The sequence below is a fragment of the Pelomonas dachongensis genome, assembly GCF_043555865.1.
Classification (GTDB): Bacteria; Pseudomonadota; Gammaproteobacteria; order Burkholderiales; family Burkholderiaceae_C; genus Pelomonas; species Pelomonas dachongensis.
Genome location: NZ_JBIGHY010000001.1, coordinates 116,966 through 128,621, shown reverse-complemented (window position 1 = coordinate 128,621; position 11,656 = coordinate 116,966). Strand labels below are relative to the sequence as shown.

11 protein-coding genes are annotated in these 11,656 nt (G+C 67.9%); 3 read left to right on the top strand and 8 right to left on the bottom strand.

The annotated features are described in order from the left end of the window. Positions 1-4: 4 nt before the first annotated feature. From ACG02S_RS00590 to ACG02S_RS00565, 6 genes are all read right to left on the bottom strand, one after another. A complete protein-coding gene (locus tag ACG02S_RS00590; protein ID WP_394468495.1) occupies positions 5-1,165 on the bottom strand; it encodes an efflux RND transporter periplasmic adaptor subunit in 1,161 nt (386 codons plus the stop codon). Positions 1,166-1,353: 188 nt separating this feature from the next. Beyond that, positions 1,354-2,898: a peptide MFS transporter gene (locus tag ACG02S_RS00585; protein ID WP_394468494.1), complete on the bottom strand. Its 1,545-nt coding sequence runs from the start codon at positions 2,896-2,898 to the stop codon at positions 1,354-1,356. A 165-nt stretch (positions 2,899-3,063) separates the two neighbouring features. Then, complete coding sequence (locus tag ACG02S_RS00580; RefSeq protein WP_394468493.1) at positions 3,064-3,600, bottom strand: L,D-transpeptidase; 537 nt, start codon at positions 3,598-3,600, stop codon at positions 3,064-3,066. 183 nt (positions 3,601-3,783) lie between these two features. Next, positions 3,784-4,614, bottom strand: coding sequence for a hypothetical protein (locus tag ACG02S_RS00575; RefSeq protein ID WP_394468492.1), 831 nt, complete (start codon positions 4,612-4,614; stop codon positions 3,784-3,786). 37 nt (positions 4,615-4,651) lie between these two features. Continuing rightward, a complete protein-coding gene (locus ACG02S_RS00570) occupies positions 4,652-4,999 on the bottom strand; it encodes a hypothetical protein (RefSeq protein ID WP_394468491.1) in 348 nt (115 codons plus the stop codon). 251 nt (positions 5,000-5,250) lie between these two features. Then, a complete protein-coding gene (locus ACG02S_RS00565; protein WP_394468490.1) occupies positions 5,251-6,045 on the bottom strand; it encodes an exodeoxyribonuclease III in 795 nt (264 codons plus the stop codon). A gap of 181 nt (positions 6,046-6,226) precedes the next feature. Between ACG02S_RS00565 and ACG02S_RS00560 the strand changes: the two genes are divergently transcribed. The 3 genes from ACG02S_RS00560 (at position 6,227) to ACG02S_RS00550 (ending at position 9,985) form a co-directional block, all read left to right on the top strand. Continuing rightward, positions 6,227-8,497: a TonB-dependent receptor gene (locus tag ACG02S_RS00560; protein WP_394468489.1), complete on the top strand. Its 2,271-nt coding sequence runs from the start codon at positions 6,227-6,229 to the stop codon at positions 8,495-8,497. 133 nt (positions 8,498-8,630) lie between these two features. Continuing rightward, positions 8,631-9,299, top strand: coding sequence for an orotate phosphoribosyltransferase (gene pyrE / locus ACG02S_RS00555; protein WP_394468488.1), 669 nt, complete (start codon positions 8,631-8,633; stop codon positions 9,297-9,299). Beyond that, positions 9,299-9,985 (top strand): hypothetical protein, encoded by a 687-nt coding sequence (locus tag ACG02S_RS00550; RefSeq protein WP_394468487.1) that lies wholly within the window; start codon positions 9,299-9,301, stop codon positions 9,983-9,985. The genes pyrE and ACG02S_RS00550 overlap by 1 nt, the downstream gene beginning before the upstream one ends. Before the next feature lie 18 nt (positions 9,986-10,003). Here ACG02S_RS00550 and ACG02S_RS00545 read toward each other — a convergent pair whose 3' ends face one another. Together ACG02S_RS00545 and ACG02S_RS00540 are read right to left on the bottom strand one after the other, a co-directional pair. After that, positions 10,004-10,789 carry a 3',5'-cyclic-nucleotide phosphodiesterase gene (locus ACG02S_RS00545; protein ID WP_394468486.1) on the bottom strand — a complete coding sequence of 262 codons (786 nt, stop codon included), beginning with the start codon at positions 10,787-10,789 and terminating at the stop codon, positions 10,004-10,006. 188 nt (positions 10,790-10,977) lie between these two features. Then, positions 10,978-11,634: an FHA domain-containing protein gene (locus tag ACG02S_RS00540; protein WP_394468485.1), complete on the bottom strand. Its 657-nt coding sequence runs from the start codon at positions 11,632-11,634 to the stop codon at positions 10,978-10,980. Between the last annotated feature and the right edge of the window lie 22 nt (positions 11,635-11,656).

Genomic DNA, 11,656 nt, shown 5'->3' with positions numbered 1-11,656 from the left:
TTGATTACTTCGAGGCAGCCGGTGCGGCCGGGGCGGCGGGGGCGGCAGGGATGGGCATGCCCTTGTCATCGACCTTCAGCACCTGCGGCGTGACCGGTGCGCCCGGCATGGCGCGCAGCAGGCCGTCCACGATGACCTGTTCGCCGGCTTTGACGCCGTCGACGACGCGCATGCCGTCGATCAGCGCACCCGGCTTGACCGGGCGCGGCTGCACGATGTTGTTGGCGCCCACGACCAGCACGATCTTGCGGGTCTGGTCGGTCGTGATGGCGCGCTCAGGCACGACCACGCCGGTGTAGCTGCCACCGCCGCCAATCTTCAGCCGCGCATACAGGCCGGGCGTGAATTGACCCGCCTTGTTGTCGAACACGGCGCGCGCGCGGATGGACGCGGTGGCAGGGTTCAACCGGTTGTCGATGAAGTCCAGCTTGCCGGTGTGCGGGTGGCCCTGCTCGTCCGACAGGCCCAGCGCGACGGACACCGACGCCGGCTTGGCGGCGCGCATGTAGCGCAGGTAGGCAGACTCGCTGGCGTCGAAATAGGCGTAGACCTTGTCGCTGGAAACCAGCGTGGTCAGCACCGGGTCGCCCACACCCACCAGGTTGCCGGGCGTCACATTGGCGCGCGACGTGCGGCCGCTGACCGGCGCCACGACGTTGGCGTACTCGACGTTCAGCCTGGCCTGCACCAACGCGGCTTCGGCGCCCTTCTGGTTGGCCTCGGCACTGCGCAGCGCGGAGCGCAGCTGGTCGATCTCCTGCTGGCTGACCGCGTTGACGCTGACCAGCTTCTCGGAGCGGGCCAGGTCGGCCTTGGCCAGCTCGGCCTGCGTCTTCAGCGCGGCAATCTGCGCCTCGGCGCGCGCCACCTCGGCGCGGTAGACCCGGGCGTCAATGGTGAACAGCGGCTCGCCCTTCTTCACCAGCTGGCCTTCCTTGAAGCGCACGGCCTCGACGGTGCCGGCCACGCGGGCGCGCACGTCGACGGTGTCGGGCGCCTCCAGCCGCGCGGTGAACTCCTCGAATTCCTGGATCTCGCGCTGGGTGGCCGGGGCGACGGACACCGCCGGCGCACCGCCGCCATGGGCGCCGGGACCGCCGGCTTGCTGCCCGCAGGCGGCCAGAACGAGGAGGAGAGGCAGCAGCGTCAAGCTGTTTTTTGTCATGTGGGGCTCCGAGTGCAAGGGCGCGACTCTAGCGAGATCGGCTTGTCCGTGATTGGGTGGGGCGCAATACCCGGTGACGTTGCTGACATTCAGTGTCAACAGACCCAGCATGCACAAAAAAGCCGCCAGGCGCGAGTCACTGGCGGCATTCTTGGGGGGCCGGCGGTTACGCGCCGGTTTCAGCGCGATCAGTGCACGCCGTGCATCCACTTCTTCATCAGCGGGGTCATCAGCATGAGCACAACGCCCGCCGCGATGGGGATGACCGTGAAGATGAGGAAGAACGCCGACATGGAATAGGCCGACGAGATCTGGTCAATGTAGGAGCCTGTGCGGCCGGCGACCCAGTTGGCGATGGCCGAGTTCAGGAACCAGACGCCGAACATCAGGCCCAGCAGCCGCACCGGCGCCAGCTTGGAGATGTAGGAGAGGCCCACCGGCGACAGGCACAGCTCGCCCATGGTGTGGAACAGGTAGGCCAGCGTCAGGAACATCATGCTGACCTGGGCCGTCTTGGCGCCCTGCGGAATGCCTGCCGCGCCGTAGGCCAGCACCGCGAAGCCCAGGCCCAGCAGCACCAGGCCGGTGCCGAACTTGACCGGGCCGGAGGGGTTCCACTTCTCCTCCCACATCTTGGAGAACATGGGCGCCAGCACGACGATGAAGAAGCTGTTCAGCACGCCGAACCAGGTGGCGGGCACCTCGCTCTGGTCCATCAGGAACTCGCGGCCCAGCATCCACAGGCACAGGCCCCAGATGATGGCGAAGGCGATGGCCAGCGACACGTTGGCCATCCAGTACTTGCCGCCCGTGGAGCGGTAGAGCCTGAACAGCAGCCACGACAGGATGGCCGCCGGGATCAGCGTCATCGCCGTGTTGATGATCTTGAACATCAGACCGCTGGTGCCTTCCAGCGTGCGGTCGGTGTAGTCGGCCGCGAAGATCGTCATGGAGCCGCCGGCCTGCTCGAATGCGAACCAGAAGAAGATCGTGAAGAACGAGAACACGAAGATGGCCTTCAGGCGGTCGGCCACGACATGCTCCGGCGTGTCGTCCAGCTTCTCGGCGACGACCCGCTTGGCTGCGTCAATCTTGTCGCCGATGGTGCCGAACAGGCCCTGGCTCAGCCAGAACTGGATGGCGCCCAGGATCATGAAGATGCCGGCCAGACCAAAGCCCAGGTTCCAGGAGATCTTCTCGCCGATGTAGCCGCACAGCGAGATGCCGAAAAAGGCACCCGCGTTCACGCCCATGTAGAACAGCGTGTAGCCGCCGTCACGGGCGCCTTCGTTGTCCTTGCCGTACAGCTGGCCCACGATGGCCGAGATGTTGGGCTTGAACAGGCCGGTGCCCAGCACCACCAGGCCCAGGCCCAGGTAGAACATCGGCAGCGTGTCCATGAACAGCGCGATGTGGCCGGCCGCGATGATGAAGCCGCCCAGCAACACCGAGCGGCGCGTGCCCAGCAGCCGGTCGGCAATGTAGCCGCCCAGGATGGGCGTCAGGTAAGCCAGCCCGGTGTACCAGCCGTACAGGCTGGTCGCCTCGGCGCGACTCCAGCCCCAGCCGCCCTTCGTGGTCTCGGTGATCAGGAACAGCACCAGCAGCGCCCGCATGCCGTAGTAGGAGAAGCGCTCCCACATCTCTGTGAAGAAGAGGACGAAGAGCTGGTGGGGCTGGCCCAGGATGGTGGCCGAATTGCCGGCCGGTTGGCCAGGGGAAGTGGTAGTCACGTCGTTCGTTCCAGGTGGTCCCGATGGGGTGGACAGGGCGGGCAGGTCGAGCGGTGGCCCGCGCTGCGCAGGGGGCGGATTGTCCTGTCTGGAGGGACGCCAGCCGCCCGCAGGCGGCCTCGGGATTCCCCTGAGATGAAGCGGTTTCCTGAAATGACCCGTGCGTCAGGGCGCCGCGGCGCGCGGCGGTGCGGCCCCGGCGACGACGGCAGGCGGGCGTTCGGGCAGCACGTACACGAGGCTGGGGCCGCTGCCGAGTGCCGGCAGCACGACGTGGTCGAAGAAGTCGGGATCGACGACGACGCAGCCCAGCGTGATGCGGGCCTGCGCCGGATCGTTGGAGGCCAGCCGCTGCGCGCGGCGCTCATGGGCCGGCGCGGGGCGCAGGCGGTGGATGGCGAGGCTGGCGTCGTAGTCGAACCAGACGACGCGCTCGCCACTGAGATTGCGGCCCGGCATCGCCTCGAAACGACCCGCGGGCGTCACGCGCTCGGCCAGCGTCAATGCGTCCGGCGCCTTGCCGCGGGAGCTGGCGGGTTCGACGTCGCCAGGCGTGAGCCCCAGCAGCGCCGAGGTTCGGCCCAGCAAGCGGCCATCGGCGGCATGGATGGACAAGGTGGCGGCGCGCTTGTCGACGATGGCGAAGGGACGGGCGTCCCGGGCGTCGTGCGCGACCGGGCGCAGTGCCAGGGGGGGCGCCATGTCGGGCGCCAAGGGTGCTGCGCCGGCGGCACCCCACGCGATGCCCATGCCCAGAATGCCCACCCATGCCCCGCGTGCCCAACTGCTGCCCACTCGCTGCCCCACTGCTGCACGGCGGCGCAACCTCGCGCCTGCCTGGCCGGCAGTCTAGGAATCAGCGCCTGTAACCGGCAGCGGCAAAAGTCACGGTTTGGCGCTGTTACCTGGCGCGGCGCCGGCTTGGGCGTAGTGGCGAGGCTGCTGCGCGGCGGGGAAGAACGCCGTCAGCGGCTCCTTCTCGGGCAGCACGTAGACGATGCCGCGGCCCTTGCCGATGTGGGGCCAGACGGTCTGGTCAAAGAACGCGACCGGCACGTTGATGCAGCCCCAGCTGATGCGGTTGTCGGCGGCGGTCTTGGTGGCCAGCCGCTCCAGCCTGCGCTCGGCCGGGTTGGTGGCGCGCACGCGGTGCATGGAGACGGCCGCGTGGTAGTCCACCCAGACAACGTCCTCGTTCAGCGTGTTGCGGCCCGGCGCGGACTGGAAGCGCCCGGCAGGCGTGGTGCGTTCATGGGGCTGGACCTGCTCGATGGGGCGGTCGCCGATGCCCTCCACGCTGCGGTCACCCGCGGCGTAGCCCAGCAGCACCGGACTGGTGCCGATGAGGCGGCCACCAGTCTCGAACACATAGATCTGTGCGCGGCGCTTGTCGACGATGACGAAAGCGCGGTTGCCGTTGTCGGCCGCGTCCACCGCCCACGAGGCGACGCGCGTCACGTCGGCCGGCGCCACGACGTCGCCCAGATCCAGGCGGCGTTCGATGGCCATGGGCGGGGCCGCAGGCGCGGTGATCGCCAGCGGCCGGGCAGCCGGTGGCGCTGCGGGTGCAGGGCCTGGCTGCAGCCGGTGCCCCATGAAAAAGTACAGGCCGGCCAGTACCACGGCGGCGATGACGCCCCCCTGGACCAGGCCGGCCAGGATGTCGCGCCGCCGCTGGGCGGCGGCATCGACATCAGCGGGCGCTCCGGATTGCATGGATGTCAGCAGTTCAGTCGCCCGGTCGTCAGCTCCATCAGTTGCGGTCCGCGCGGGGGGCCGGCTCATAGCTGGTGTCGCTGGTCGGCGCCGTGGCGGGCGTCGTGGTGTCCGGCGTCATGGTGGTGTCGGACTGCGCGGGCATGGGTGCCGTCGTGTTCGCGGGGGGCACGGCCGGCTCGGTGACGGGCGGCTGGGTTTGCTGCGCGTTCATGTCAGCCTGCGGCATGGCGTTCGGATCGGCCGGGGTCTGCTCACTGGGCAGCGCCGTCGTGGTCATCGGCTCGGTCTGCGGCTGGTCCTGGGTCTGAGCAACGGCAAAACCGATGCCGCTCACGAGCAGTACAGCGGTCAGGGCACTGGTAGCAGTCTTGATCTTGGACATGGGGAACTCCTTTAGTCGTGGCGGTGGTCGACAACAGCGCCGACCGGCGGGATGCCGGGCGTTTGCACCGCGGCTGAATCCACTCTATGACCGCCAGGATGCCCGCGGCGTCGGTGCCTAACACAGCGTTCTGTAGGAGCCTTCCCGCACCCGTAGCAACCGCTTACGGGCGGCCACAAACAGGGGCCACAAACGTGGCATCCGTAACCAGAGATCAGCCCGGCGCACTCGGGTGGTGCGCGCAGCTCGCGTCAGAGCGTGAAGTTGTAGTCGACCGTCAGCGGTGCGTGGTCGCTGAACAGCTGGCCGGTGTAGATGGCCTCGGTGCGTGCCAGCGCGGCGATGCCGGGAGTGGCCAGGTGGTAGTCCAGCCGCCAACCGACGTTGTTGGCCCGTGCGTTGCCGCGGTTGCTCCACCAGGTGTACTGATCAGCCTTGTCGTTGAGCGTGCGAAACACGTCCACCAGCCCGCCACCGTCCGCGCCCGCGTCGAACAGCCGCGTCAGCCAGGCCCGCTCCTCGGGCAGGAAGCCGCTGTTCTTCTGGTTGCCGCGCCAGTTCTTCAGGTCGATTTCCTTGTGGGCGATGTTGACGTCGGCCACCAGGATGAACTCCCGCTCGCGTTTGAGCGCCTGCAGGTGCGGGAACAGCGCGGCCAGAAAGCGGTACTTGACCTGCTGGCGCTCCTCGCCGCTGGTGCCGCTGGGGAAATAGACGCTGATGAGGCTGAGCTTGCGGCCGGGCTTGTCGAAGCGCTTCTCGACATAGCGCCCCTCCAGGTCGAACTCGCCGATGCCCAGCCCCGTGACGAGGTCGCTGGGCTCCTCCTTCGTGTACAGGCCCACGCCCGAGTAGCCCTTCTTCTCGGCGTAGTGGAAGTGGCCGTTGAGCTTGTCGCAGCTGCGGAACTTGTCCTCGACCACGTCGGCCTGCGCCTTCAGCTCCTGCACGCCGACGGCGTCGGCCTGCTGCTGGTCCAGCCAGTCGAAAAAGCCCTTGCTGGCGGCGGAACGGACGCCGTTGAGGTTGGCGGTGATGAAGCGCATCGAAGTCTTGGGAGGCCTTTTGTCTGTCCCAGTATCGCAGTGCAGCAAAAGCACAACACCGCCCGCGGCGTCATCACGAAACCGTCACACGATCCTTACTATCCCGTCGCATTCCAGAGGCATCACCAGTGCCCGCCCCCTCGCCAACACCGTCTACCCACCGTCATTCCGAGGATCTTTCATGCCCACCCATCGCATTCCTCCCACCCTGATCGCGCTGGCGCTTACCGCCGCTTTCCCGATGCAGGCTGCCCTGGCTCAGACCGCGCCTGCCCCTGAGGCCAAGAAGGACGTCAGCCAGCTGGAGGCCGTCATCGTGACCGGCAGCCGCCGCGCCGAGAACCTGAAGGACGTGGCGCTGTCCATCTCGGCCATCAAGTCGGAGGAGCTGGACACCTACAACGCCAGCGGGCAGGACATCCGCGCGCTGTCGGGCAAGGTGCCCAGCCTGAACATCGAGTCGGACTACGGCCGCACCTTCCCGCGCTTCTACATCCGCGGCCTGGGCAACACCGACTTCGACATGAACGCGTCGCAGCCCGTCGGCCTGGTGTACGACGACGTGGTGCAGGAAAGCATCGCGCTGAAGGGCTTCCCGGTGTTCGACATGGCGCAGGTGGAACTGCTGCGCGGCCCGCAGGGCACGCTCTTTGGCCGCAACTCGCCGGCCGGTGTCATGAAGTTCGACTCCGCCCGGCCGACCAAGCGCCTGGAGGGCTACGCCAACGTCGGCTTCGGCCGCTGGAGCGCCGCCAACCTGGAAGCCGCCGTCAACGTGCCGGTCAACGATGACCTGCAGCTGCGCGTGGCCGGCCTCGTGCAGCGCCAGGACGACCGCGTGCACAACCCGATTGCCGCGACCGCCGGCGCCACCGCCGACCTTGAGGGCTACAACGACAAGGCCGTGCGCGTGCAGGCGCTGTACAAGAACAGCGGCTTCGAGGGCCTGTTCAAGGTCCAGGCCCGCGACTTCAACGGCACGGCCACGACCTTCCGCGCCAACATCATCAAGAAGGGCACGAACGACTTCGTCGACGGCTACGACGACGCCTACTACCCCACCGACGGCTACAACTCCCAGACGCTGAAGTCCAGCGAGGTCAGCGCGCGCCTGCGCTGGGACTTCACCGGCGTGTCGCTGTACTCCATCACCTCGCACGCGCGCGCCAAGTTCTACAGCCGCGGCGATGTGGACGGCGGCTTCGGTTCCGCCTTCGTGCCGCCGTCGGGCCCGAACTACGGCAGCCAGAACGCCAACATCCCGTTCGACTCGCAGACCGCCGACGGCATCCCGATGCTGCGCCAGACGACGCAGGAATTCCGCCTGCAGTCCAACAGCGCCGACGCGCTGCAGTGGATCCTGGGCCTGTACTACTTCAACGAGAAGCTGCAGGTGGACAGCTTCAACTTCGACAGCTTCAACGCCGGCGACACGCAGAACGGCTATGCCGTGCAGCACCAGAACGCCAAGTCGTGGGCCGCGTTCGGCAACGTGAAGCTCGACATCACCACCGACCTGAAGCTGACCGCCGGCCTGCGCTACACCGACGACAAGAAGGACTTCGACGCCGCGCGGACGCAGACGCCTTTCGGCGGCGCCAACGCCGGCCCGCTGTTCGCCAACCCGAAGTCGACCAACTGGAGCTGGGACCTGGGCGCCAACTACGCGCTCAGCAAGACCACCAGCCTGTTCACCCGCGTGGCCACCGGCTACCGCGCGCCGAGCATCCAGGGCCGCGTGCTGTTCGGCGACACCATTTCGGTGGCCAACTCCGAGAAGGTGCTGTCCGTCGAGGCCGGCTTCAAGGCCGACCTGCTCGACAACACCGCCCGCATCACCGGCACGGTGTTCAAGTACCGCGTGAAGGGCATGCAGCTGACGGCGGGCTCCGGCGGCATCAACCAGAACCGCCTCGTCAACGCCGCCAAGGCCGAAGGCCAGGGCTTCGAGCTGGATGCGCAGGCCATCATCGCCCGCGACTGGCGCACGACGCTGGGCTTCTCGTACAACGACACGCAGATCAAGGATGCGGGCCTGTTTGTCGCCCCCTGCGGCAACGGCTGCACGGTGCTGGACCCGGCCGGCCCGTTCCCGGGCACGGTCAGCATCAACGGCAACGACCTGCCGCGCGCGCCCAAGCTGGTGTGGAACTGGACGCTGAAGTACAGCACCGAGCTGGCCGGCGGCGAGCTGACCGTGCTGACCGACTGGGCGTACAAGGACAAGTACAACATGTTCCTGTACGAGGCCGTCGAGTACCGCGCCAAGTCGGCGTTGGAGGGCGGCCTGCGCGTCGGCTACGGCTGGGCCAACGGCAGGTACGAGGTCGCCGCCTATGGCCGCAACATCACCAACCACCGCCAGGTCGTCGCTGCCATCGACTTCAACAACCTGACCGGCATCGTCAACGAGCCGCGCAGCTACGGCGTTCAGTTCAAGGCCTCGTTCTGACCCGAGGGGGCCGTCGGCCCCTTGCGCGCGCGGACGACATGCAGGCCCCGCCTGCGACTCCGTGAAAACCAGCTGACGGCCCGGCCCTTCTAGGGGTCGGGCCTGTTTTTTTGACCCCTAGAATCTTTGCGACATGTCCGCGCCCCTTCCTGATCCCCTCGCCCAGTCCTTTGTCGCCTTCGCCGTCGATTCCGGCGTGCTGCGCTTCGGCGAGTTCAAGACCAAGGCCGGCCGTCTCAGCCCCTACTTCTTCAACGCCGGCCTGTTCGACGACGGCGCCAAGCTGGGTCGCCTGGCCGGCTTCTATGCCGAACGCCTGATCGCGTCGGACCTGGCCTTCGACATGATCTTCGGCCCGGCCTACAAGGGCATCACGCTGGCCGCAGCCGTCGCGATGGAGCTGGCGCGGCGCGGCCACAACGTGCCGTTCGCCTACAACCGCAAGGAAGCCAAGGACCACGGCGAGGGCGGCACGCTGGTCGGTGCGCCAGTGCAGGGCCGCGTGCTCATCATCGACGACGTCATCTCCGCCGGCACCTCGGTGCGCGAGTCCATCCAGATGATCCGGGCCGCCGGCGCGACGCCCTGTGGCGTCAGCATCGCGCTGGACCGCCAGGAAAAGGCGGCCTCGGGCGGTGTCGACAGCCCGCTGTCCGCCGTTCAACAGGTGCGCGAGCAGCACGGCCTGCCGGTCATCGCCATCGCCGGCCTGGCCGACCTGCTGGCCTACCTGGACGGCGCGTCCGAGCTGGCCGCCCACCGCCCGGCCGTGCTGGCCTACCGAGAGCGTTACGGGGTCTGATGCGCGCACTGCTCGTCGTCGCCGGCCTGTTGCTGCTCGCCCCCGCTGTCCGCGCCCAGGACGGCTCGCCGGGCAAAGGCATCTACACGTGCACGACGGCCGACGGCCGCAAGCTGACCAGCGACCGCCCCATCGCCGAGTGCACCTCGCGCGAGCAGCGCGTGCTGAACCCCGACGGCTCGCACCGCGCGACACTGCCGCCCTTCCTCAGCCCCGAGGAACGCGCCGCCAAGGAACTGGCCGACCGGCGCGCCGCGGCCGAGCGACTGGCGGCGCAGGACGCCATCCGTCGTGACCGCACGCTGATGCAGCGCTACCCGAACGAGGCATCGCACCAGCGGGCGCGCGCGCTGGCGCTGGACGACGCCAACAAGGCCATGCGCATCTCCGAGCGCCGCATCCAGGACCTGGGCGTGGAGCGCAAGCCGTTGATGGACGAGGCCGAGTTCTACAAGGGCCGCCCGCTGCCCGGCAAGCTCAAGCAGGCGCTGGACGCCAACGACGCCGGCGTCGAGGCACAGCAGCAGCTGATCGAGAACCAGAAGGCCGAGATCGTGCGCGTCAACGCGCGTTTCGATGCCGAGCTGGCACGGCTCAGGAAGCTGTGGACCGGCACTGCGCCGGGCTCCATGCCACCACTGAGCGAACTGGAACGCACGGCGCCGCGCGCGACGCCCAAGCGCTGAGGCCCGGGCCCGCGAGCCCTAGACCGTCATCTCCTGCCCCACCTGCAGCGCGTTGATGCGGTGCGGACTGGTCAATGCCTGCACGCCGTGCATGACGGCCTCGACCTCGCCAGGCTTGATGTGGGTGATGTGCACATCCACGACCCCCGCCAGCAGCGACAGCTCGCGGCCCAGGTCCGTGGGGCACAGGTGCTGGCTCAGATGCGCCAGCTCGATCTCGTCGTCGCTGAAGGCGGTCTCGATCACGAGGTGCGACAACCGCAGCTGCGACAGCCGCTGCCACAGCGCCGGATTGGGCCCCGTATCGCCGGTGAAGACCCAGTGCGCGTGGTCTCGCGCCGCGCCGCCATCCACCGCGAAACCCACGGCCGGCACGGTATGCATCGCGGACAGCACCTCGATGGCGCGACCGCCCAGATTCAGCCGGTCGCCGACCTGGAAGGGATGCAGCGACAGGACCGGTGCGTCGCGGCTCGGCAGGCGCGTGAAGTCCGGCCAGATCACGCCGTTGAAGATGTGCTGCTGCAGCGCGGCCAGCGTCTCGGGCAGCCCATGCACCTGGATGGGCGGACGGCCCGCGGCCTTGCGCAGGCGCAGCACCGCATCGGCCAACAGCGGGATGCCCAGGATGTGATCCAGGTGGGCGTGCGTCAGCAGCACATGATCGATGGCGGCCAGCGCATCCAGCGGCAGGTCACCCACACCCGTGCCGGCGTCGATGAGCACATCGTCGTCGAGCAGGAAGGCGGTGGTCTTGTAGCCGGCCGCAATGGCGCCGGAACAGCCCAGGACGCGGATTTTCATCAGGATGCTTGGCTCGCAATCGGGGCCTCGCATCGGGCGAGGCGGAGCCAAGAATTTAAGCACCCGAAGCCGGGCTCAGCTGGTCGGAATACCGACTTGGGGACATGGCGACCGGTAGGAAATCACAGGTCGCTACGAAGTCGGCGGCGCCCCTCGAAAGGGGTCGCCAGGCGCGCAAAAGGCGCCGGTCAGACCTGCACGAACTGCATCTGCGTGCCGGCCAGCTCGATGAGGTCACCGCTGCGCAGCGCGATCGACTCGCCGGTCAGCGGAATGCCGTTGACGCTGGGACGCTGCGTGCCTTCGACGTGCGCGAACACGTAGCCGGTGGGGCGCTTGGTGATGGACGCCACCTGCACGCCGGGCTTGCCCAGCGTCGTGACGACCTTGGTCAGCCCCACTTCGCGGCCGGCCGCGGCACCCGTCAGCACCTTGATGGAGGCGGGGCCGATCACCGCACCGCCGCCCAGCGATCCGAACGAGGAACTCGGCCCCACGCCCGGCGCCGGCGGGAAGCCGCCCGGCTTGAGGATCATGGTCTTCTCGTAGTCGCCGCCGTCGTTCAGCAGGAACTTGATCTTGTACTTGCCGATCTCGACCGTGTCATTGCCCGCCAGCAGCTGCTTCTTGATGGCCTTGCCATTGATGTAGGTGCCGTTGGTGGAATTGAGGTCTTCGATGAAGACGTCATTGCCAACCATCTGCAGCACGGCGTGTTCGCCGCTGACTGCCAGGTTGTCGATGACGATGTCGTTGTACGGACGGCGACCCAACGTGGTCTTGTCCTTGGTGATCTGCACCTCCTTGATCACGACGCCGTCGAGCGAAACCACCAGTTTGCCCATGTAAGACCTCAAGTTCTGTTAT

Excerpts from the sequence above, each read along its gene's own strand:
- ACG02S_RS00580 (WP_394468493.1), bottom strand. The coding sequence starts at position 3,600 with ATGGCGCCCCCCCTGGCACTGCGCCCGGTCGCGCACGACGCCCGGGAC.
- ACG02S_RS00545 (WP_394468486.1), bottom strand. The coding sequence starts at position 10,789 with ATGAAAATCCGCGTCCTGGGCTGTTCCGGCGCCATTGCGGCCGGCTAC.
- ACG02S_RS00570 (WP_394468491.1), bottom strand. The coding sequence starts at position 4,999 with ATGTCCAAGATCAAGACTGCTACCAGTGCCCTGACCGCTGTACTGCTC.
- ACG02S_RS00540 (WP_394468485.1), bottom strand. The coding sequence starts at position 11,634 with ATGGGCAAACTGGTGGTTTCGCTCGACGGCGTCGTGATCAAGGAGGTG.
- pyrE (WP_394468488.1), top strand. The coding sequence starts at position 8,631 with ATGTCCGCGCCCCTTCCTGATCCCCTCGCCCAGTCCTTTGTCGCCTTC.
- ACG02S_RS00550 (WP_394468487.1), top strand. The coding sequence starts at position 9,299 with ATGCGCGCACTGCTCGTCGTCGCCGGCCTGTTGCTGCTCGCCCCCGCT.
- ACG02S_RS00560 (WP_394468489.1), top strand. The coding sequence starts at position 6,227 with ATGCCCACCCATCGCATTCCTCCCACCCTGATCGCGCTGGCGCTTACC.
- ACG02S_RS00575 (WP_394468492.1), bottom strand. The coding sequence starts at position 4,614 with ATGCAATCCGGAGCGCCCGCTGATGTCGATGCCGCCGCCCAGCGGCGG.
- ACG02S_RS00565 (WP_394468490.1), bottom strand. The coding sequence starts at position 6,045 with ATGCGCTTCATCACCGCCAACCTCAACGGCGTCCGTTCCGCCGCCAGC.
- ACG02S_RS00590 (WP_394468495.1), bottom strand. The coding sequence starts at position 1,165 with ATGACAAAAAACAGCTTGACGCTGCTGCCTCTCCTCCTCGTTCTGGCC.